Here is a 22,320-nt window from a genome sequence, read left to right as displayed (position 1 = left end):
GCCTCTCATTAGTTCAAGTCGGGATAGCGCTCCAGCAAGGCGCTGGTGACGCCGTTGGTCCAGCCGAAGCCGTCCTGGGTGGGATATTCACCACCGCCGCCGCTCTTGCGCTCCTCCACGTCGTATTTTTCCAGCAGCTTGCCGGTCTCGCCCCAGGTCCGGGCGACCGTGCCGACCCAGCGGCGGGCGATCTCGTGCGCCAGTTCCTTGTGACCGTAGCGGGCCAGGCCGTCAACCGCGACCCATTGCAGCGGCGCCCAGCCGTTGGGCGAATCCCATTGCTGGCCGTTGCGAACCAAGGTCGTGCGCAACCCGCCTTCGGCCAGCAACTCCGCTTGGGTGGTGGCGGCGACCGCGTCGGCCTGCGCCTGCGTCGCCATCCCCACCCACAGCGGATAGAGCGTGGCGGCGCTGCGCACCGGCGTCGGCGCGTTCTTGACGATGTCGAAGTCGGCATAGCGCCGCTCGGCGGCGACCCATAGATGCTTCTGCACGGCCGTGGCCCGCACTTCCTTCGCGCGGCCGAACTGCGCCGTGCAGGCGTTGTCGCCGGCGGCTTTGCAGCGCCGCTCGATCTCCCCTTCCAGCTGGTACAGCAGACTGTTGAGATCGACCGGCGCGATGGCGGTGGTCCGGATCGTGGTCAGCCGCGCGGCATCGTCCAGCCAGCGCGACGAGAAGTCCCAGCCGCTTTCGGCCGCCGCGCGCAGGTCGCGGTACACCTCGGGCGCTGGACGCTTGCCTTCGCGCGCGGTGGCGACGTCCTCGCCCAGCGCCTCGTCGCGCGGCGAGTCCTTGGCATCCCAGTAGCGGTTCAGGAGCGTGCCGTCGGCCAGGCGCACCACGCGCTCGCAGGCGCCTGCGCCGGCCTTCGGCAAGCACCCTCTTCCGCGCATCCAGAACGCGTGTTCGGTCTTCAGCGCCGCCAGCACCCTGGCGTCGTCGGCGCGGTCGCCAAGCGGCTTGAGCTGCGTCATCGCGGCGAAGAACGGCGGTTGGGATCGGCTCAGGTAATAGCTGCGGGTGCCGTTCGGGATGAAGCCGTAGCGTTCGATCAGGCTTTTAAAATCGACGATCATCGAATCGACCAGGTCGCTGCGATGGTCGGCTTTCAGGCCCAGCATCGTGAAGTACGAATCCCAATAATAGATTTCGCGGAAACGGCCGCCGGGAACGACGTAATTCGCCGGCAGCGCCAGCGCCGACGACCACTTCGGCGGATCGAACGGGGGACGGGTCAGCACCGGCCACAGCGATGCAATGTGCTGGCGCAGCGTGACCGTGGTCGGCGCCGGCAGCGAAAAATGGCGCTCGACGAAGGCCTTCAGCGCGGCGGCGTCCGTCGGCTGCTCGCGCTGATACTGCGCGAGGATGGTTTGCGGATCTTCCTTGGCGACGGCGTCGGCGAAGGTTTTGGCGTCCGGATAAATGCGCGCCGCCTGCACCGCCTCGAACAAGGGGCCGAACATCTCGTGCGGCGTTGCTACGCCGACGTTCGGCTCAGTCGCTGGTGACGGTGCTTGCTCAGGCGCGCGCTGCGCCATGGCGGGCCAGGCGGCGCCGACCAGCAATGCGCAAGCAAGGATTCTTGAGTTTTCCAAAGTCCATGACTGGATGTTTGCACGTTCCATGTTTCCTCCATTTCTCCGCGCTCATGCTACGCGATCCTGGAAAAAACATGTTTTCTGCGCAAGCGAACCGTGCCGCATACACATGGGCGCGGAAATGAAAAAACCCGCCGAAGCGGGTTTTTAATATTACTGGCGGAGAGGGTGGGATTCGAACCCACGGTACGATTTAACGTACGCTTGATTTCGAGTCAAGTACATTCGACCACTCTGCCACCTCTCCTAATGGTCCTGCACCGCCTGTTCGGCGAAGGCAAGATTATAACAGGCGACAATAGAACACGGAAGCCCCAAATACGTTTATGCACATAGCAATCTCGCGGCGAAAAAAAAATGATCGCTGAAAACAAAAAACCCGCCGAAGCGGGTTTTTCTCAATACTGGCGGAGAGGGTGGGATTCGAACCCACGGTACGATTTAACGTACGCTTGATTTCGAGTCAAGTACATTCGACCACTCTGCCACCTCTCCTTTTCCCGCGTCACTGCTGCGAGAAGGCAAGATTATAGCAGCCCGCAGCAAAAAGGGAAGGACTATTTTACGCCTTCAGATGCGTCAGGCCGCCCATGTACGGACGCAGCACTTCCGGGATCTCGACGCTGCCGTCGGCCTGCTGGTAGTTCTCCAGCACGGCGACCAGGGTGCGCCCCACGGCCAGGCCCGAACCGTTGAGCGTGTGCAGCAGTTCCGGCTTGCCCTGGGCGTTGCGGAAACGCGCCTGCATGCGGCGCGCCTGGAAGGCTTCGCAGTTCGACAGCGACGAAATTTCGCGGTAGGTGTTCTGTGCCGGCAGCCAGACTTCCAGATCGAAGGTCTTGGTGGCGCCAAAGCCCATGTCGCCGGTGCACAGCGACATCACCCGGTACGGCAGGCCCAGGCGCTGCAAAATCGTTTCGGCATGGCCGACCATTTCGTCGAGCACGGCGTACGAGGTGTCCGGATGCACCACCTGCACCATTTCGACCTTGTCGAACTGGTGCTGGCGGATCATGCCGCGCGTGTCGCGGCCGTAGCTGCCCGCTTCCGAGCGGAAGCATGGCGTGTGCGCGGTCATCTTCAGCGGCAAGGTGTCGGCGGCAACGATCTCGTCGCGCACGATGTTGGTCAGCGATACTTCCGACGTCGGGATCAGGTAGAAGGTCTCGCCCTCGCCTTCCGCACCACCTTTTTTGACCGAGAACAGGTCGGCCTCGAACTTCGGCAGCTGGCCGGTGCCGCGCAGCGAGTCGGCGTTGACCATGTAGGGCGTGTAGCACTCCGTGTAGCCGTGCTCGTCGGTGTGGGTGTTCAGCATGAACTGCGCCAGCGCGCGGTGCAGACGGGCGATGCCGCCCTTCATGACCGAGAAGCGCGTGCCGGTCAATTTGGTCGCGACCTCGAAGTCCAGGCCCAGCGGCGCGCCGACATCGACGTGGTCTTTCACTTCGAAGTCGAAGCTGCGCGGCGTGCCGACCTTGCGCACTTCCACGTTGCCCGATTCATCCGTGCCTTGCGGGACCGATTCGTGCGGCAGGTTCGGGATCGCCTGCATGAAATCGGCCAGCTTGGCCTGCACCGCCGACAGCGCGGTTTCGTTCGCCTTGAGCTCGTCGCCCAGGCCGGCCACTTCGGCCATGATCGCCGTCGTGTCTTCGCCCTTGCCCTTCATCATGCCGATCAGCTTGGACTGCGAGTTACGCTTGCCCTGCAGCTCTTCGGTGCGCGTCTGGATCGCTTTCCGTTCAGCTTCGAGGGCGTTGAACGCATCCACATCGAGCTGGTACTTGCGGGTCGCCAGGCGCGCGGCGACGTTGGCTATATCTTTGCGGAGAAGTTGGATATCAATCATGGGGACAAGTGCCGTTTGTATCGAAAACGTCAATTGTACCAAGAGGATGCCACTTCCTTGCGAGTTTTGAGCAGCCCGCCGGCTGGTACAACCGCCCGCCAGATTACAGGGCGGCTTTTTCGGCGGCGCTCAGGCGCTTGGCGGTCACGGTGACGACCGGCATGTCGACGTTGACGGTGGCGACGTGGGCCACGGCCCGGTCGGCGGCGACCATGATCGCCGGCGCGTCGGCGGCGGTGGCGAAGCTGGTGGCGCCGGCGATGACGGCGGCGGCGACGAAGACGATTTCCATGTTTTTAGCGATGTTCATGATAGCTCCCTGGGTGGTGGTTTCGACCGACTTATGTCTGCCGCTTTGGTATGGTTGTACTGTACCTAAAGGGCCTATGCGAAGCCACCGGGATGCGACGAAGCGCCGGAAACGGCGGATGAAGTGCAAAATAACGGCAAGAACGGGAGTTGGGGAGACGTGCCGACGGCGCGTATCAGGCCGCTGTGCGCAGCGCTGGCGCCTCATCCGCTAGCCTGTGCACCAGCGCGCCCAGCTTGCCCACGGCGGCCTCCACCTGCGGACCCCACGCGTTGCCGCAGTTGAGCCGGACAAAGTTGCCGTATTTACCAGAAGCGGAGAACAGCTGTCCCGGCATGCATGCCACACCCGCCTCATGCGCGCGCTGGTGCAGCAGCAGCGCGTCGACCTGCTCCGGCATGCCGACCCACACCACGAAGCCGCCCTGCGGCTCCGACACCGTGCACTGCTGCGGAAACGCCGCGCACACCGCGTCCGACATGCGGGCGATGCGCTGCGACAGCGCCCTGCGCATCTTGCGCAGCTGGTTCTCGTAGGCGCTGCCGGCCAGGAACTCGGCCAGCACCGCCTGAAAGAAGTGGCTGGTGGCGCCGCTCGACACCATCTTGAGCACCGCCACATCCTGCGCATAGCGCCCGGCAAGCACGTAGCCGACGCGCGCACCGGGACTGACCGCCTTCGAAAACGACGAACACAGCATGACATGGCCGCTGGTGTCGTACGCCTTGACCGGCCACGGCCGCTCGGGCGTGAAGCACAGCTCGCCGTAGACATCGTCCTCGATCAGCGGCACGTCGTGCCGCGACAGCAAACCCGCCAGCCGCTTCTTGTTCGCCTCCGGCATGATGCAGCCGAGCGGATTGTTGGCATTCGGGACGAACAGCACGGCCTGCACCAGGCCGGCATTCATCGCCAGCTCGAGCGCGTCGATCGACGGGCCGGTCTTCGGATGGGTGGGAATCTCCAGCGCCTTCATGCCCAGCGATTCGATCAGCTGCAGCAGCACGAAATAGCTGGCCGATTCAATCGCGACGGTGTCGCCAGGCTTGGCGACGGCGCGCAGGCACAGGCTGATCGCTTCCGTGCACGAGGTGGTGACGACGATCTCGGCCGGGTCCAGGCGGCCCCAGTCGAGCGCGCGCCGCAAGATCTGGCGGGTGAATTCGGGATAGTTAGTCTCGTAGCAGCTGACAGAGCTCAGCAGCGCCGAATCGCGCCGCGCCACCGCCGCCACGATCTTCTGCATGCGCTTCATGGGCAGCAGCTCGTCGAGCGGCCAGGCCGAGCCCAGTTGCACGATGTCGGGCTCCTCGTTGGCCTTCAGCACCCGCATCAATAGATTATTGATGCCGACATAGGCCGGCTCCTGCAGGTGCACGGCGTCGGTCATCACCGCCATCGTGCGGCTGCGGTGACGCACATAGTAGCCCGCCTGCGGCCGGGATTCGATCAGGCCGCGATCCTCCATCAGCCGCAGCGCCTGCATGACGGTGCTGACCGACAGGCGCTTCTGCTGCGCCAGATGGCGGATCGACGGCAAGCGGTCGCCGGGCGCGAAAACGCGGCTGGCGATCAATCCGCCCAGTTCGTTGGCAAGCTGTTCGTACAAATTGATGTGCATGTCGATATTGTGGCCCAGCCCCGGCCTGCGCCGACAGGTACAGCGGGCAATCATTTTGACCATAACAGTTTAACGAAACCGCTTCTGTGATGGTAACAATTTCGATTCGCTGCATCTGTTATGGCCGGCCGCCGCTGCGTATTCTGGTTGCATAGTTCACCACGCAGGAGCCACCATGAAACCGCAAGTGGTCACAGTCCAACAAGGCCTGGCCGAATACCGTTTGACCCAGGACCACCCGCTGCGCATCGCCAACGCGGCCGGCCAGCAGATCGAATGCCTGGACGGCACGGCCTGGATCACCGCCTATGGCGAGCACACCGATTTCATGCTGCGCCGGGGGCTGACGTTCGAAGTGCCGAACGACGGCCTGATACTGATCGAGGCGGCCGGCACGGGTGTGGTGCGCATCCGCCTGCCGGTGGAAACGGCGGCGCCGGTGGGCTGGCGGGGCTTGCAAAACAAATTTGCCACAGTCCTTTCCGGTCTGCATCTGTAGGATTTCACCTACGCAACTAATCGTGCGCCATGCACTCCTCGATAATATGTACAATGCGTCAACAATACAGCCCCGAGGAGAATAATTTGAAAAACCAATATCTGAAGATGGGCGCGATGAGCGCATTGATGGTTCTGGCCGCAGGTTGCTCGACGCTCGGTGGCGGTCCGCCAGCCGACGAAGCGCCGCCACCGGCCAACCCGAACTTCGCCGCCGAAATGGACAAGTTCAACAAGCAGTTCCCGAACGACAAGGCCACCAAGTACGAAGAGGTTTCGCTGAACTACAACAACGCGAAAAAGCTGGACGAGAAAGGCAATTGCCATGACCTGTCCAAGTATCCGGTTGTGATCGTGCTGACCCTGGATGCGTCCGGCAAAGTCACGAAGAGCACCACCGACGTCGAGAACCGCAAAGCCGCTTGCTTCCGCGACGCGTATGCCGGCGTGCAGTTGCCAGCGCCACCGTTCGCACCGTATTACAAGCCGATCAAACTGCGTTAATCTGATCGCAACTTAGCTCAAGCCGCCGCGTCTTCGCCGGCGGCTTCTTCTTTTGCGGCCGGCTTTTCCAGCCATTCCAGCACCACTTCGTTGAACCGTTCCGGGTCGCGCACCATCGGCCAGTGATCGGTGTTCATCGCCACCACCTTACATCCCTCTTTCGCCGCCAGCTTCTCGCACCACTGCCTCGAATGGAACATGAACGGCTTGCGCATGCCATAGATAAACAGCATCGGCACCTTCGGGAAGAACGGCACCAGCGACCGGTACGATCCCGCCGCGCCCGCCGTCAGAATGTAATACGGGAAATTCATCGCCGAGCTGATGTACTGTTTCGGCGCCGGCACCTTCATCGCGTTGACCATCCCGCGCGTGATCATGTTGCCGATCGGCCCGCCGATGGCCCATGCCAGCGACAGGATGTTCTGGTAGCCGCTGACCATCAGCTTTTGCCCGAAACTGCGCGAGCGGTCGGTGGCGTCCGAATTGGCGTCGCCGATATCGACGCCGATGATGGCCGACACCAGCCCCTTGTTGCGCATATAAAACTCGTAGCCGAACACGCAGCCCCAGTCGTGCAGCATCAAGGTCACCTTCTGCTTCTGGTTGACCGCCGCGACGATGTGCAACAGGATCCGCATCGTCGCGTCGAGCGAATACGCGCGGCGCGGCTTGCCCAGGTCGAAGCCAGGCAAGGTGAAGCGCACGCAGCGATAGCGGCTCTTGAGCTCCTCGACCTGCGCATCCCACAGCCGGTACGTGTCCGGCCAGCCGTGGATCATGACGATCGTCTCGGAACCCTCCACCCCGCCTTCGATGTACACGTCGATGTCGTCGACCACGATCACTTGCTGCATGCTGTTCCTTTAGTGTTTACCGGCGTCTTCATCGAGCTTGCGCAGGAAGGCCATCTTGTCGGCGATCTTGCTTTCCATACCGCGCGGCACCGGCTGATACCAGCCCGGCTCGCGCATATCGTCCGGGAAGTAGGTTTCGCCGGCCGCGTAGGCGTGCGGTTCGTCGTGGGCGTAGCGGTACTCGTGACCGTAGCCCAGTTCCTTCATCAGCTTGGTCGGCGCATTGCGCAGGTGCACCGGCACTTCGCGCGACTTGTCCTTTTTCACAAACGCCATGGCCTGGTTGAAGGCGTTGTAGCCGGCGTTGCTCTTGGCGGCGATGGCCAGGTAGATCACCGCCTGGCCAAGCGCCAACTCGCCTTCCGGCGAACCGAGCCGCTCGAACGTGGCGGCGGCGTCGTTGGCCAGCTGCATGGCGCGCGGATCGGCCAGGCCGATATCCTCCCACGCCATGCGCACGATGCGCCGCGACAGGTATTTGGCATCGGCGCCGCCATCAAGCATGCGGCACAGCCAGTACAGCGCCGCGTCCGGATTGGAGCCGCGCACCGACTTGTGCAGCGCCGAGATCTGGTCGTAGAAATTGTCGCCGCCCTTGTCGAAGCGGCGGGCGTTCAGGGTCAGCGCGTTCTGGATGAATTCGCTGGTGACCTTGTTGGTCTTGGCGGCGTTGGCCGCCGTGCTGGTCTGCTCCAGCAGGTTGAGCAGGCGGCGGCCGTCGCCGTCGGCATAGCCGATCAAGGTATCGATCGCCGCGTCGTCGAACTCCAGATGCGCCAGGACCTTGGCGCGCGCCTTGGCGACCAGCTGCTTGAGCTCGTCCTCGTTGAACGATTGCAGCACGTACACCTGCGCCCGCGACAGCAGCGCCGAGTTGACCTCGAACGAGGGATTCTCGGTCGTCGCGCCGATCAACGTGACAAGGCCGGACTCGGCGTACGGCAACAGCGCGTCCTGCTGCGACTTGTTGAAGCGGTGGATCTCGTCGACGAACAGGATGGTGTGCTTGCCCATCGTCAGATTCTGCTGCGCCTGCTCCATCGCGGCGCGGATGTCCTTCACGCCGGAGAACACGGCCGACAAGGCGATGAACTCGCACTCGAAGGCGTTGGCGGTCAGCCGCGCCAGGGTGGTCTTGCCGACGCCGGGCGGGCCCCACAGTATCATCGAATGCGGCTGGCCCGACTCGAACGCCAGGCGCAGCGGCTTGCCCGGCCCCAGCAGGTGGTGCTGGCCGATCACGTCATCGAGCGTCTTGGGCCGCAGGGCTTCGGCAAGCGGCTGGCGCGGTTCTGTTGCAAATAGGTCAGCCATAGTGTCTCAGAATGGAAAAACGCCGCAGCGTCGCAGCTGCGGCGTTGTCTCCGATACTTTAATCTTTAATTATTGAACACGTCCGCGCCCTTCGGCATGACGAATTTAAAACTCGTCGCAGTCAGCGCGGGATTTTTCTCGAATTTGCTGAACGTCAGCAGCGAGGTCTGACCGAACGAATCCTTCAGTTCCATCGCTTGCGGCAAACCGTCGCGCAGGCCGATGGTGATTTGCTCGAAGCTGGTGTCCTTGGCTTTCGGCACGGCCTTGAGCCATTCCATGCCATCCTTCGTGCCCGCTTCCGACAAGGTGAAGTTCTTTTCCAGATCGTTGCTGCCGAACAGGATCGCGGCCGGCGACGAGCCCAGCGCGTTGCCCAGCTGTTTGACGGTGACCTGGTTCAAATCCTTGTCGAAGACGTACAGCTTTTCGCCGTCGGCCTGCAGCACCTGGTCGTAGGGTTTCACATACGTCCAGATGAACTTGCCGGGACGGGCGAACAGGAAGGTCCCGCTCGACGGCGGCGTCGGCTTGGCGGCCTCGCCGCTGGTGTTCTTGACCTGGCGCTGGGTGAACTCGCCCTTGGCCGCCTTGGTCGAACCGACAAAGGTCTTGAACTGGTCCAGCGCCGTGGCGCCGGCCGCGCCCGCCAGCAGCAAACCCGCCGTCAGTACCGCTACGTTTTTCAAATACTTCATACGTTATCTATTCCTTGGTTATTCAGCACTGGCGGCGGGCGCCAGGATCTCGCGGTTGCCGTTCGACTGCATCGGCGACACGACGCCGCTATTTTCCATCTGTTCCAGCAAACGCGCCGCCCGGTTATAGCCGATGCGCAAATGGCGCTGCACCAGCGAAATCGAGGCGCGGCGGTTTTTCAGCACCACCTGCACGGCCTGGTCGTACATCGGATCGGCTTCACCGCCGCCCTCGCCGGCTGCCGCGCCGTCTGCGCCGCCCTCGCCTTCCAGCGTGCCGCCTTCGAGGATGCCGTCGATGTATTTCGGCTCGCCCGTGGTTTTCAGGTGCTTGACCACGCGGTGCACCTCGTCATCGGAGACAAACGCGCCGTGGACACGCACCGGCAATCCCGTGCCCGGGGGCATGTACAGCATGTCGCCCATGCCCAGCAGCGCCTCGGCGCCCATCTGGTCGAGAATGGTGCGCGAGTCGATCTTCGACGACACCTGGAACGCGATACGGGTCGGGATGTTCGCCTTGATCAGGCCGGTAATCACATCCACAGATGGACGCTGCGTCGCCAGAATCAAGTGCAAACCGGCCGCACGGGCTTTTTGCGCGATACGGGCAATCAATTCCTCGACCTTTTTGCCGACGACCATCATCAGGTCGGCCAGCTCGTCGATGATGATGACGATGGTCGGCAGTTTTTCCAGCGGCTCGGGCGAATCGGGCGTGATGCTGAACGGATTCGGGATCAGTTCCTCGCGCTTTTTCGCCTCGGCGATTTTGGCGTTGTAGCCAGCCAGGTTACGCACGCCCAGCTTGGACATCAGCTTGTAGCGGCGCTCCATCTCGTTCACCGCCCAGTTCAGCGCGTGGCCGGCCTGGCGCATGTCGGTCACGACCGGCGCGAGCAGGTGCGGAATGCCTTCGTAAACCGACATCTCCAGCATTTTCGGATCGATCAGGATCATGCGCACGTCGGCCGGATCGGACTTGTACAGCAGCGACAGGATGGTGGCGTTGATACCCACCGATTTACCGGAACCGGTGGTACCCGCCACCAGCAAGTGCGGCATCTTGGCCAGGTCGGCCACCACCGGCTTGCCGGCGATGTCCTTGCCCAGCGCTACGGTCAGCGGCGACGGATTGTCGTTGTAGACCTTGGAACCGACAATCTCGCTCAGGCGCACGATCTGGCGCTTGGCGTTCGGCAGCTCCAGCGCCATGTAATTCTTGCCGGGGATGGTTTCGACCACGCGGATCGACGTCAGCGACAGCGAACGCGCCAAATCGCGCGCCAGGCCGACGATCTGGCTGCCCTTGACGCCGGTGGCCGGTTCGATCTCGTAACGCGTCACCACCGGACCCGGATAGGCCGCCACGACCTTGGCTTCGACGCCGAAGTCCGACAGCTTTTTCTCGATCAGGCGGCTGGTGAATTCCAAGGTTTCGATGGGTACGGTTTCCAGCACCTCGGCGGCCTCATCCAGCAGCGACAGGGCCGGCAGCTGGCTGTCGCCGCTCAAGTCCTGGAACAGCACGGCCTGGCGTTCCTTCTCGACGCGCTCGGACTTGACCACCGCGACCACCTGCGGCTCGATCTTGACCGGCGCCGACACCACGTGCTTTTCCACATGCTTCGCGCGCTCGATGACGACCACTTCCTCGCGCTTGACGGCGGCCACTTCGCCCTGGCGGCGGTCTTCGCGGTACTGGTAGCGCTGGATGAACCATTCGATGCCGGTCTCGATCGTGTAACCGATGCGCTCGGCCACGGCCAGCCACGATACATGGAAGAACAGGCTGAAACCCAGGCCGAACAGCAGCAGCAACAACAAGGTGGCGCCGGTGAAGCCGAATGCCACATGGGCGGAGTGCCCGATCAGCTCGCCCAGCACGCCGCCCGGCGCGCGCGGCAACTCCGCGTGCAGCGAGTACATGCGCAGGTATTCGAGCCCGACGCTGCCGGCGAACAGCAGCAGGAAGCCGATGCCGCGTATCAGCCCCTCCTGCGCGTGCTCGGGGTCGGCTTCCTTGGACATCACGTATTTTTGGGTCAGCTGGCGGTAGCCGTTCCAGACCAGGCGCAGCAGGCAAAACGCCCACCACCAGGCGGAAATGCCGAAGATATACAGCAACAGGTCGGACAGCCAGGCGCCGGCGCGGCCACCCAGGTTGGTCACTTTGGGAACCAGCGTTTCGTGCGACCAGCCCGGGTCCATTTTGTTGTAGCTGGCCAGTATCAGGACGAAATACAGGCCCAGCACCGCCAGCGCGAGCCAGCGCGCCTCCGACAGCAGCCGCACCAGCCGGTTCGGCAGCGGTTGGCGCATGGTCGGAGTGCGGGTATAGCCCGGCGAGGAGGAAGTTGCAGCTTTTGGCACTCGCTCCTGAACTTTTTTACTGCTCATAGGTATTAAGGTGTTGCAACGTTAGCGAGGGGGAAATATTCATATATGGGTATTTTACGTCATAGAGGCCACAACGACCCCTACGATTCATCCTCTAAGCCCGGTTGCACTATAATCTTGTATTGCCTGCGTGAATGCAACGGCTGCCGCCCTTGCCTCCACTCTAAACGCCCCCAAATTCGGATTAATCCAACATATTAAGAAGCCCTCCATGACCACTCCTAAACACGCCCGCGTACTGATCCTTGGCTCCGGCCCAGCCGGCTACAGTGCCGCCGTCTACGCCGCCCGCGCCAACCTGAACCCGATGCTGGTCACCGGCATGGAGCAAGGCGGCCAGCTGATGACCACCACGGACGTGGAAAACTGGCCCGGCGACCCGATGGGCGTGCAAGGCCCGGACCTGATGCAGCGCCTGCTGCAACACGCGGAAAAGTTCAACACCGAGATCGTGTTCGACCACATCCACACCGTCGACCTGGCCGCGCGTCCGATCCGCCTCAAAGGCGACAGCAACGAATTCACCTGCGACACCCTCATCATCGCCACCGGCGCCTCGGCCCAATATCTGGGCCTGCCGTCGGAACAGGCTTTCATGGGTAAAGGCGTCTCGGCATGCGCCACCTGCGACGGTTTCTTCTATCGCAACCAGGAAGTGGCCGTCATCGGCGGCGGCAACACCGCCGTCGAGGAAGCGCTGTACCTGTCGAACATCGCCACCAAGGTCACCCTGATCCATCGCCGCAACAAGTTCCGCGCCGAGCCGATCCTGATCGACCGCCTGAACGCCAAGGTCGCCGAAGGCAAGATCGAGATCAAGTACAACCACACCTTGCAGGAAGTGGTGGGCAACGATAGCGGCGTGACCGGCTTGAAGATCCAGTCGACCGACACCGGCGCCGTCACCGACATCAGCGTGCACGGCCTGTTCGTGGCGATCGGCCACAAGCCGAACACCGGCATCTTCGAAGGCCAGCTGGACATGCACAACGGCTACATCAAGACCAAGGCCGGCCTTGAGGGCATGTTCACCGCCACCAGCGCGCCGGGCGTGTTCGCCGCCGGCGACGTGCAGGACCACATCTACCGCCAGGCGATCACCAGCGCCGGCACCGGTTGCATGGCGGCCCTGGACGCGCAGCGTTATCTGGAAGCGCAGGAGTAATTGTGGGCCTGAAAGACTTCGCCGACCTGAAATCCCTGGCCAAGCAGCTCAAGGAACAGGCGGAGACGCGCGCGGCCGCCGAGGCCGAGCGCGTCAAACGGGAAAAGGTACAAGCGGTGGAGGCGAATATCTTCCAGTCCAGTGTGGGCGGCGTCAAGCGCATGCCCGTGTCGGACCGCTACGTGCCGGCGCTGCCGAAATCGGCCGGCACGGCCGCCGCGCCCACGCGCAAGCTGACGCAGGCGGAGGACGACGCGGCCGTGCTGCGCGAGTCGCTGTCGGACCTGTTTGAAGTCGATCATTATCTGGAAGAAGACCCGGCGCTCAATTACGCCGCGCCGGGTGTCGGGCCGGACATCGTCAAGAAGATGCGCAAGGGCCACTGGCCGGTGCAGGACGAGTTGGACCTGCACGGCTTGCGCCGCGACGCCGCGCGCGACGCCATCGGCGATTTCCTGCGCAAGTCGGCGATGCGCAACCATCGCTGCGTGTGCGTGATCCATGGGCGCGGCTTCGGTTCGAAGAGCCAGGAGCCGGTGCTCAAGTCGATGGTGCATAGCTGGCTGGTACAGAAGGAGGAAGTGGTCGCCTTCTGCCAGGCGCGTCCGTCCGAAGGCGGCGAAGGCGCGTTGATCGTGCTGCTGCGCGCCGCCTTGCGGCCTGAGCGTCTGTAAAGACCCGACCGGGCTCATCTGGCCCACACCAAATTGTTGCGGCATGTTAACCTACGGACATTCCCACTTTGTCCGCATGCCTACATGAAGCCCGTCCCCGTCCACGATTCCCTGATCATCATCATCGAAATCGTGGCGATCCTGGTCGGCGCCTTCTCCGGCTTCGTCGAAGCGCGCCGCAAGCGCATGGACCTGGTCGGCGTCTTCACCGTCGCCTTCATCACCGCCTTCGGCGGCGGCACCCTGCGCGACATCCTGCTCGACCGAAGGCCGCTGTTCTGGGTCATGCACCAGGAATACGCCATCCTCATCTTCGTGCTGGCGCTGATCGCCGTGCCGCTGATGCGCACCCTGCGCCAGATTCTCTCCGAACGCCTGATCGTCATCGCCGATGCCATCGGCCTTGGCCTGTTCGCCGTGGCCGGCGTGTCGCAGGCGCAGGCGGCCGGCATGCCGCTCTTCATCGCCTCGATGATGGGCGTAATCACCGGCATCTTTGGCGGCGTGCTGCGCGACATTGTCTGCAACGAGGTGCCGATGGTGTTCCGCGACGGCAAACCCTACGCCATCTGCGCCTTCTTCGGCTGCTGGATGTATATCGGCCTGCAGTACACCGGTGTCTCCGACGACTACGCGCTGTGGACCAGCGCCACCTTCATCACCACGCTGCGCCTGGTGACGTGGAAGTTCGATCTGCGTATCGGACGTCACTAACCCGCCGTCCGACAACCGACAGTCGCCGGGATTCCAACGCCGCAATAAAAAAATCCCGCGCGGGACGGGCCCGGGCGGGATAAGGATCGCCGGCGTGGAGAACGTCCCCGCCGGCGGATCGAGGATACGAATCGATCAGAACGCGTACGTTGCCTGCACCGTGTAACGCGGACCGCTCATGAAGACCTGGCGGGTGAAGTCGCCCGCGTGCTGCTCCATGATCTGGCGCGTGTACGTGTTCCCCAGGTTGGTCCCGAGGATGCCGACGCGGAACTTATCCGTGAAGTCGTAGAAGATCGACGCGTCCACCTGACCGTAGGCGGCCTGGTACAACGGCAGGCCGAAGGCCTGGTCGTTGTTGGTCGTCGGGATCAGGTACTTGTCCGCTGGGGCGGCCGGATTGGTGTTCAGGCCGTTGTTGCCGCGGCTGCCCCACTGGGTCACGCCCAGCAGGTAACGCGAGCGCCAGTTGTAGGCCACGCGCATCGACAGGCCGTGCGCTTCGTACATGAGCGCCAGGTTGATCGTATGACGCGACAAGCCCTGCAACGGTGTCTTGCCGAACGCGCGTCCATCGGTATCGCAGCCGTTGATGAACAGGTTGAAGTTGGTCGACGCGTCGTTGCCCTGGCACCATGCGTTAAACACCGGGTCTTTCAGCTTGCGCTCGCTCGACACATAAGTCCAGCTTGCCTGACTGCCGATGCCGCGCAGCCAGTCCGGCACGAAATCATAGTATTGCTGGTGTGCCAGCTCGAAACCGCGGGCAAAGCCGTTGGCGCCGTTGACCGGACCGGTGACCACGAACGTGCGCGGCGTGCCGTTCACGTCGACCGCGTTGTAGCTGTAGTTCTTGGTGGTGATGATGTCCTTGAGGTCCTTGTTAAAGGCCGAGAACGTCAGCGAACCGGCCTTGGCAAAGTACCACTCGGCGGTCAGGTCGACGTTGGTCGACGTGGTCGGCTTGAGCAGCGGATTGCCGTCGCTGGTGCCGCTCAGGCTGGTGCCGTCGAAGCGCACGGCAACGGTGTTGCCGGCCGCGTCCCGGGTGGTGGTCGTGCTGTGCTGGGCGTTGAGCGTCGTCTGCACCTGGAGCTGGTTGAAGTCCGGACGCGACAGCGACTTGGCCACGGCGAAGCGGAACTGCAGCTGGTCGCTCGCCTTCATGCGCAGGTTCAGGCTGGGCAGCCAGTTGTCGTACGAATTGTTGACAGACTGCTGTTCCGCAAACGATGCGATGTCGATCAGGTTGCCCTGGCCGGTCGGCACGATGCCGACGCCGCCGGTGGGCAGGGTCGGCCGCGTGAACGAGACGTAACCGCTGCCGGTGCCGTTGGTCTTCACGTAACGGATGCCGACGTTGCCGTCGATCGGATACTTGAGGTTATCCCAGCCGAAGCGCAGCTGCGTGTAGGCGGCACGGGTCTTCTCGGTCTGCGTGTTGTTGGCGGCCGGGTCGTTGAAGCTCGCCGCCTTCCATGGATCGCAGGTCGAGCCTTTTTCGGCGCACAACACGTCGTGGTACGAGTGGATCTTGCTCCATTGGTCGGGGAAACCGCGCACGGTCGCCTCGTCGGCGAACAGCATCGCCGGCACGTTGTATTTGCCGCCGAAGAAGTTGTCCATCGTCTGCAGCGACGAGCCGCCGGCAAAGCGCGGATCGCTCAGGCGGGCGACGCCGTTGATCTGCCAGCCTTCCATCCACGGGAAGGTGATCGCCGACCAGTTGTAGAACTTCTGCGCCTTGTGGTTCTCGCCTTCGCGATTGGCCAGGCGCACGCCGAAGCGGACGTCGCGCAGCACCGGGTGGTCGAACGAATACTTGACGTCCGATTTCCATGCCTTCTGGTTGGCCGAGGCGCGGTCCAGCGCTTCCTGGGTATAGGCCCAGTAGTAGTTTTTCGGGTCGGCCATGTAGGCGGCCGAACCGAGGCCAAGCTGCGGCACCTTGCCGGTCATGTCCATGGTCTGGTCCGGCAGGATGAAGCCGGTCGATACGTCGGCGTCGAAGCCTTCGGTGGTCGAGTGCACGTGCTGGAAGTCGTTGGTCCAGGTCAGGTCCGGCGTTACGCGCCATTGGACGTTGAGCGAGGTGTCGGCCGTGTCGGACTCACGCGTATTGATACGCTGCGAGCTGTTGAACGGCGAACCTTTATACGTCGGGTTCGAGATCGTGCCGCTCTGGAAGGCGCCGTTTTTGTCGAACACCGCGTTACTGCTGGCGACCTGCTGGTACCACTTGTCCTCGGACGAGGCCACCACGTGCTCATCCAGGTCTTCCTTATAGTGGGTCTTGAAGTAGGTCAGCCCGGCAGTCAAATCCTTGTTCGGCTTCCACTGCAGGGCCGCGTAATCGCCGCGGCGGGTACGGTCGAAGTCCTGCGAGCGGTAGCCGACGCCCATCGGTATCCATTGTGTCTTGGAGCGGTCGTACAGGGCCGGATCGGTGGAGTTCACGTGCGGGAAATACGGATCGACGCCGACGCCGTCGGAGCGGCTCGGACTCTTCGCCTTGGCGAAATTAACCAGGGCGCCGACTTCGCCGAACGGAGTGTTCCAGCGGTTCGACAGCAGGATGGTGCTGGTCGGCGAAGGTTTGCCCTCGCGCAAGGTGGAATAGGACTCGGAGAAGCCTGCCGTGCCCTTGAAGCCCTTGTAGTCGAACGGCATCGCGGTGCGCAGATTGACCAGGCCGGCGATGGCGCCTTCGACCTGCTCGGCGGACGGATTCTTATAGACATCGACGCCGGCCATCAGCTCGGGCGACACGTCGGAGAAACCGAGCGAGCGGCCGCCACCGGCGGAGAACGCGTCGCGGCCGTTAATTTCCGAACGCACGTAGGTCAGGCCGCGCACGGACACGCCGGAGCCCTCGACCGATTGGCGGTTAGGGTCGCCCGCCATGTTGCGGTCGATGGTGACGCCGGCGATACGCTGCAGCACCTCGGTGACCGAACGGTCAGGCAGCTTGCCGATGTCCTCGGCGACGATCGAATCGACGACCTCGTCGGCGTCCTGCTTGAGTTTTTGCGCCGATTGCAGGGCGGCGCGCTGGCCGCTCACAACGACGACGTTGGGATTCTTGGCAGGCTCGGCGCTGGTGCTGTCGGCCGTTTGCGCCCATGCCGCGCCAGTGTGCAGCAGGACAACCTGTGCGACCGCTGCGGCGATTGCCGTTTTCTGTAATTTACTCACTTCGTCTCCCCCGTGTAAAGGTGGTTTTTATAGTTACAAGCCATAACGCTCAGTGTTGTGTCTTGCTGATACCGGTCTCTTGATAATTACTCTTTGGAAAGTTACGCCTCCATAGGGTTCGTGATGGGATAAACATGTAATGCGCACATGTCATGCGGTCGCCTGATGGGCGGATGACCTTGCATTGTTGGGGTGTCGGTCAGAACGGGATAACTATGACAACGTTTTCAAGTTTCGCAAAAGCAAGGGCGGCTTGTTCTGCTGGCTGGGCGAGCGGTGGCGCGGCCAGGGCGATGGCCATTGTCTTTCGCATTGTCATTCGATTGTCTCCCGTACTTTTTTTATGGATACCACAACTGCTGTTGTCCATTGCAAATTAACATTAATGCGACCAACGAACAAATAATTATTCAGGAACTGTCGCTGTTTAACCGCACAAGCTAAACATAAACAACAAAAGAAAATCCCCGCAGGAAGCGGGGATTTTTGAATTATCGTCGGCGAAACTAACTGAATATTAGTCACTAATTCGCGCTGCTGGCGCAACCCCATAGCGATCCGCTTGCACGTTTCCGCTGACGCCGTGGGTGCGCACATCGGTGGTAATCGGCAGCATTTCCTTGTCCCAAGTCTCCCACTGGGCCTTCAGTTGCGCAAACACCTCGGGGTGGCGCTTGGCCAGGTTGGCGCGCTCGCGCTGATCCTTGACGACGTCGAACAAGAACTCGTTGCCGCCGATTTTCAGATACTTCCAGTCGCCCGAGCGGATGGCGCGCTGGGCGTTGGCCTTGTAACGCCACAGCACCGTACGCTCGCGCGGTTTGGCCTGGCCCAGCAAGGTCGGCAGCAGGTTCTGGCCGTCCGGTGGATAGGCCGGATCGGGCGCGCCGCCGGCCGCCGCCAGCAAGGTCGGCAGCCAGTCCATGCTGACGGCGACCTGGTCGGTCACCTGCCCCGCCGCGATCTTGCCGGGCCAGCGCACAATGGCCGGCACACGGATGCCGCCCTCCAGCAGCTCGGTCTTTTGCCCGGACAGCGGCCAGTTGTTGGAAAACCGTTCGCCGCCGTTGTCGCTGGTGAAGATGACGATGGTGTTCCCGGCCAGGCCCTTGTCCTCCAGCGCCTTGAGCACACCGCCGATCGACGCATCCAGCGACTCGACCATACGACCATAAGTCGCAAGATCGCCGCCGTCGTAGTGGAAGATGTTGTCGATGTCGCGCGAGATCGCCTCGTCGCCCGGCCCCTCCCACGGCCAGTGCGGCGCCGTGTAATGCAGCGACAGCAGGAACGGCTTGCCCTCCTTCTGCCTGTTGACGAAGTCGACCGCGCGCGCGCCCAGCAAGTCGGTGTAGTAGCCGATCTGCTGCACCGGCACCTCGTCCTCGTACAGATCCTCCTTGACGTTCGGACCGACGCCGGGCTTGTGCGTGAAGTAATCGATGGCGCCTCCGTAGTTGCCGAAGAAGCTGTCGTAACCGCTTTTGATCGGACCGAAGTTCGGCAGCGAGCCAAGGTGCCACTTGCCGATCAGCGCGGTGCCGTAGCCGTTTTTGCGCAGCAGAGACGGCAGGGTCGGATGCGTGTGCGGCAGGCCCAGCGTGTCGGAGGCGCCGGCGATCGGTTCCTCCAGGCCGCCGCGCAGGCGGTATTGGTAGCGGCCGGTGATCAGCGCGAAACGCGTCGCCGAGCACACCGCCGAGTTGGCGTAGGCCTGGGTGAAACGCAGCCCCTGCGCGGCGAGACGGTCCAGATGCGGCGTCTTGATGTCTTTCTGCCCGTAGGCGCCCAGGTCGGCGTGGCCGAGGTCGTCGGCAAGGATGAAGATGATGTTCGGCTGCTGTTTATTCGCGGCCAGGGCGCCCGGCACATAGCCCGCCAGCGCCAGCGCCGGCAGGGTTTTCAGGAGGCGGCGGCGGGCGCCGTTGGTCTGCACGGTGTTCTGATCGTTGGTGGTGTTGATTTTATCGGTCATTGCTGGTCTCCATTAAAAATCCGCGCGGGCGGTCAGGCCCACCTGGCGCGGCGTGCCGATTACGGTGTTATAGGCGTTGGGACTGGTGTTCCACATGCTGGTGTAGTACTGCTTGTCGAACACGTTCTTGGCCCACACGGAGACATCCCAGCGGGTCGGGCCGTTCTTCAGTTTGATCCCCGCCGACAGGTTGGTCAGGCTGTAGGCCGGAATGCGCGAATACTCGGACGCGTCCAGCGTTCCGTAGGTGGCGGCGCGATAGGCATAGTTGACGTTGCCGTAGGCTTCGATATTGGCGGCCAGCGCGTGCGCGTACTGCGCGCTGAGATTGCCGATCCAGCGCGGCGCGTTGACCAGCGCCGCCCGGCCCGACAGGTCGCACGAGGGGCCGGGGCGCTCGGCCGGGCATGGCGCGTTCTTGTACTTGGTGTACTTGACGTCGTTGAACGAGCCGTTGGCGCCCAGCGTGAAGCCGCGCACCACCACCAGGCTGGTGTCGAGCTCCAGGCCACGGCTGCGCACGTCACCGGCGTTGGTCAGGTAGGACGTGGCGCTGACGGGATCGTAGGCGTTGTTCTGGTAGCCGTGCACCTCGTTCCAGAACAGGCTGGCGTTGACCTGCGCGCGCCGTCCCAGCAGATTGCTCTTGATGCCCAGTTCCAGATTGTTGGCCTTCTCGTTGTCGACCTCGAGCGAGGAGACGCCGGCCGCGCCAGGCACCGCCAGGTTGATGCCGCCGGATTTCTCGCCGTGCGAGACGCTGGCGAACGCCAGCACGTCGGTGTCGAGCTTGTACGCCAAGGTCAGCAGCGCGGATGGGCTCAGGTTGTTCAGGCGGACGTCGCCGGAGTTGTAGGCGCCGTAGCGGGCGTTGCGCGCGGCCAGCGCCGCGCCGGCGACCGGGGCGCCGACCGGAACCTCGCGCGTGACGCGGGCCAGCTTGTCCTCGTAGGTGGCGCGCAGGCCGGCGGTCAGGTCCCAGTCGGGATCGATATGCCAGATCGACTGGCCGAACAGGGCGTAGCTGTTGACCCGCAGATGGCCGTCGGCGTAGCTGCTGACGTTGCTCCAGGCGCCGGCCGGCGTGGCGTTGAAACGGTCGGCCAGCGGTCCGTTGACGGTGAAGTTGGTGTTGTCCAGGTTCTGGTAATAGTAGTAGGCGCCGAGCACCGATTCGACGTCGCGGCCCAGCGGCGTGGCCAGCCGGAACTCCTGCGTGAACTGGCGGTGGCGGGTGGAAGCGCCGACATTCAGCACCACCGGCACGTCGAGGCCGTCTTCATTGTGCGGCGTGAAGTCCCAGAAGCGGTAGGCGCTGATCGAGGTGAACTTGTAGCCATCGTCGCGCTTCCAGTTGACCTCGCCCGAGACGCCGCCCTGATGCACGTCCACATGCGAACCGGCATCGAGATTGACCTGGCGCCGGGTCGGATCGGTGACCGGATGGGCGCCGACGGCGGCGGCCTGCGTCAGGAACCTGCCGCTGGGGCCGGCGCTGTAGAAGATCAGGGTGCCGTTGTTGGAATCTTCGACGTTGTAGTCGGCGATCAGGCGCGCGCTGAACTCGTTGTTCGGTTCCAGCAGCAGTTGCGCGCGCACCCCCTGGCGGTCGCCGCCCTGCACCTTGTCGCCGTTGTGGATGTTGGTGATGTCGCCGTCCTCGTGCGTCTTGTACAGCGAGATGCGGCCGGCGGCCGTGTCCGAAAACGCGCCCGAGATCACCGCCTTGCCTTGCGCGTAGCCCTGCTCGCCGATGGACAACTGGGCGCTGTTTTCGGCGCGGAAGGTCGGCTGCTTGCTGGTGATGTTGAGCACGCCGGCGGTGGTGTTCTTGCCGAACAAGGTACCTTGCGGACCGCGCAGCAGTTCGAGTTGCTGGATGTCCAGCGTATCGAAGGCGGCCATGCCGGGACGGGCCAGGTAGACGTTGTCGAGATAGACGCCGACGCTGCCTTCCAGGCCGTCGCTGGCGGGATTGTTGCCCAAGCCGCGCACGGCAAAGCTCATCTGGCGCGCGTGGACATAGTTGACGGTGGTGCTCGGCAGCAGCTGCTGCAAATCCTGCACGCGGTAGACGCGGTTGTTTTCGAGGCTGTTCGCGTCCAGCACGCTCATGGTGGTCGGGACGCTCTGCGAGGTTTCGTTGCGGCGGCGGGTGGAGACGGTGACGCGGGCGACCACCTCCTGCGCGGCGTCCGGGGCGGCGGAGGCGGCGACGGCGGCGGTGAGCGTTGCATTGGCCTGTTCGGGATCAGCGTTCACATCGGACGCCCCGGCGGTCGCCGCCAGCAGCGACAAAGCGAGTGCGAAAGGGATGTTCGTATTCATTGCTCGGTATCTTGATGAGTGGAAAGTTTAGCCATATTACTAATCCACCTAGAAAACCCGAACTAATATAACCAAACAACCATATGCGAAAAATATAAGGCGAAAAAAAATGCCGGCTAGGCCGGCATTGGAATGTGTTGCGTGGAGAAGCTTACACTGCGTCCGCGCCGGTTTCGCCGGTACGGATACGAATCACCTGCTCGACGTTCTGCACGAAGATCTTGCCGTCGCCGATCTTGCCGGTGCGGGCGGCCTTGATGATGGCGTCGACCACTTGCTCGGCCACGCCGTCATCGACAACCACTTCCACTTTGACCTTCGGCAGGAAGTCGACGACGTATTCCGCGCCGCGATACAGTTCGGTATGGCCCTTCTGGCGGCCGAAACCTTTGACTTCGGTGACCGTCAGGCCGGTGACATTGACTTCAGCCAGTGCTTCGCGCACCTCGTCCAATTTGAACGGCTTAATCACAGCGGTAATCTGTTTCATGACTTCTCCTTATGGGCAATCTAAATTGAATCTGTAGCCGGCGATCCGCAAGCGATTGAGTATATTGTAATCGACAACTTGCTACTGTCCACTCCCGACTGAAAAAGCCGCCCAAAACCGG

Annotated in this window: 17 protein-coding genes and 2 tRNA genes; 5 read left to right on the top strand and 14 right to left on the bottom strand. The window is 62.8% G+C overall.

Translation table 11 applies throughout. The features are described 5' to 3' along the window. Positions 1-8: 8 nt before the first annotated feature. The 6 genes from treA to AC0IYS_RS10650 form a co-directional block, all read right to left on the bottom strand. A complete protein-coding gene (treA, locus tag AC0IYS_RS10675; protein ID WP_471705113.1) occupies positions 9-1,631 on the bottom strand; it encodes an alpha,alpha-trehalase TreA in 1,623 nt (540 codons plus the stop codon). 130 nt (positions 1,632-1,761) lie between these two features. After that, positions 1,762-1,851, bottom strand: a tRNA-Ser gene (locus AC0IYS_RS10670). A 158-nt stretch (positions 1,852-2,009) separates the two neighbouring features. Then, a tRNA-Ser gene (locus AC0IYS_RS10665) sits at positions 2,010-2,099 on the bottom strand. Between the two features lie 67 nt (positions 2,100-2,166). Further along, positions 2,167-3,456, bottom strand: coding sequence for a serine--tRNA ligase (gene serS, locus AC0IYS_RS10660; RefSeq protein ID WP_471705112.1), 1,290 nt, complete (start codon positions 3,454-3,456; stop codon positions 2,167-2,169). Between the two features lie 103 nt (positions 3,457-3,559). Then, a complete protein-coding gene (locus AC0IYS_RS10655; protein ID WP_471705111.1) occupies positions 3,560-3,766 on the bottom strand; it encodes a hypothetical protein in 207 nt (68 codons plus the stop codon). 175 nt (positions 3,767-3,941) lie between these two features. Further along, positions 3,942-5,387: an aminotransferase-like domain-containing protein gene (locus AC0IYS_RS10650; protein WP_471705110.1), complete on the bottom strand. Its 1,446-nt coding sequence runs from the start codon at positions 5,385-5,387 to the stop codon at positions 3,942-3,944. 175 nt (positions 5,388-5,562) lie between these two features. On the opposite strand from AC0IYS_RS10650, the gene AC0IYS_RS10645 reads away from it, so the two are divergent. Both AC0IYS_RS10645 and AC0IYS_RS10640 read left to right on the top strand, forming a co-directional pair. Then, positions 5,563-5,886, top strand: a complete 324-nt coding sequence (locus AC0IYS_RS10645) for a DUF2917 domain-containing protein (protein ID WP_471705109.1) — start codon at positions 5,563-5,565, stop codon at positions 5,884-5,886. An 86-nt stretch (positions 5,887-5,972) separates the two neighbouring features. Then, positions 5,973-6,389: a hypothetical protein gene (locus tag AC0IYS_RS10640; protein WP_471705108.1), complete on the top strand. Its 417-nt coding sequence runs from the start codon at positions 5,973-5,975 to the stop codon at positions 6,387-6,389. A 17-nt stretch (positions 6,390-6,406) separates the two neighbouring features. Here the strand turns inward: AC0IYS_RS10640 and AC0IYS_RS10635 are convergent, their stop codons facing one another. The 4 genes from AC0IYS_RS10635 to AC0IYS_RS10620 all read right to left on the bottom strand — a co-directional run bounded on the left by AC0IYS_RS10635 (position 6,407) and on the right by AC0IYS_RS10620 (position 11,658). Then, positions 6,407-7,246, bottom strand: coding sequence for an alpha/beta fold hydrolase (locus tag AC0IYS_RS10635; RefSeq protein ID WP_471705107.1), 840 nt, complete (start codon positions 7,244-7,246; stop codon positions 6,407-6,409). 9 nt (positions 7,247-7,255) lie between these two features. Beyond that, on the bottom strand, positions 7,256-8,560 hold the full coding sequence (locus AC0IYS_RS10630; protein ID WP_090320576.1) for a replication-associated recombination protein A: 1,305 nt from the start codon (positions 8,558-8,560) through the stop codon (positions 7,256-7,258). Positions 8,561-8,625: 65 nt separating this feature from the next. Then, the gene (gene lolA / locus AC0IYS_RS10625) at positions 8,626-9,258 is read right to left on the bottom strand and encodes an outer membrane lipoprotein chaperone LolA (protein ID WP_471705106.1); all 633 of its coding nucleotides are present in this window, start codon (positions 9,256-9,258) and stop codon (positions 8,626-8,628) included. Between the two features lie 18 nt (positions 9,259-9,276). Then, positions 9,277-11,658, bottom strand: coding sequence for a DNA translocase FtsK (locus AC0IYS_RS10620; protein WP_471705105.1), 2,382 nt, complete (start codon positions 11,656-11,658; stop codon positions 9,277-9,279). A gap of 211 nt (positions 11,659-11,869) precedes the next feature. Between AC0IYS_RS10620 and trxB the strand changes: the two genes are divergently transcribed. The 3 genes from trxB (at position 11,870) to AC0IYS_RS10605 (ending at position 14,211) form a co-directional block, all read left to right on the top strand. Beyond that, entirely contained in the window at positions 11,870-12,823 is a 954-nt protein-coding gene (gene trxB, locus AC0IYS_RS10615; RefSeq protein ID WP_471705104.1) for a thioredoxin-disulfide reductase, read from the top strand. Positions 12,824-12,825: 2 nt separating this feature from the next. After that, the gene (locus AC0IYS_RS10610) at positions 12,826-13,497 is read left to right on the top strand and encodes a Smr/MutS family protein (protein WP_471705103.1); all 672 of its coding nucleotides are present in this window, start codon (positions 12,826-12,828) and stop codon (positions 13,495-13,497) included. A gap of 84 nt (positions 13,498-13,581) precedes the next feature. Next, positions 13,582-14,211, top strand: coding sequence for a trimeric intracellular cation channel family protein (locus tag AC0IYS_RS10605; protein WP_090320561.1), 630 nt, complete (start codon positions 13,582-13,584; stop codon positions 14,209-14,211). Between the two features lie 135 nt (positions 14,212-14,346). Here the strand turns inward: AC0IYS_RS10605 and AC0IYS_RS10600 are convergent, their stop codons facing one another. The 4 genes from AC0IYS_RS10600 to AC0IYS_RS10585 all read right to left on the bottom strand — a co-directional run bounded on the left by AC0IYS_RS10600 (position 14,347) and on the right by AC0IYS_RS10585 (position 22,199). Then, positions 14,347-17,406, bottom strand: coding sequence for a TonB-dependent receptor (locus AC0IYS_RS10600; protein WP_471705102.1), 3,060 nt, complete (start codon positions 17,404-17,406; stop codon positions 14,347-14,349). Positions 17,407-17,923: 517 nt separating this feature from the next. Continuing rightward, a complete protein-coding gene (locus AC0IYS_RS10595; protein WP_471705101.1) occupies positions 17,924-19,381 on the bottom strand; it encodes a sulfatase family protein in 1,458 nt (485 codons plus the stop codon). 12 nt (positions 19,382-19,393) lie between these two features. Continuing rightward, the gene (locus AC0IYS_RS10590) at positions 19,394-21,709 is read right to left on the bottom strand and encodes a TonB-dependent receptor (RefSeq protein WP_471705100.1); all 2,316 of its coding nucleotides are present in this window, start codon (positions 21,707-21,709) and stop codon (positions 19,394-19,396) included. Between the two features lie 151 nt (positions 21,710-21,860). Beyond that, positions 21,861-22,199 carry a P-II family nitrogen regulator gene (locus AC0IYS_RS10585; protein WP_008447011.1) on the bottom strand — a complete coding sequence of 113 codons (339 nt, stop codon included), beginning with the start codon at positions 22,197-22,199 and terminating at the stop codon, positions 21,861-21,863. Between the last annotated feature and the right edge of the window lie 121 nt (positions 22,200-22,320).

It is taken from the genome of Duganella sp. AC237 (genome assembly GCF_979254035.1).
The sequence above is the reverse complement of the archived record's forward strand: the minus strand, read 5'-3'. Positions and strand labels throughout refer to the sequence as shown.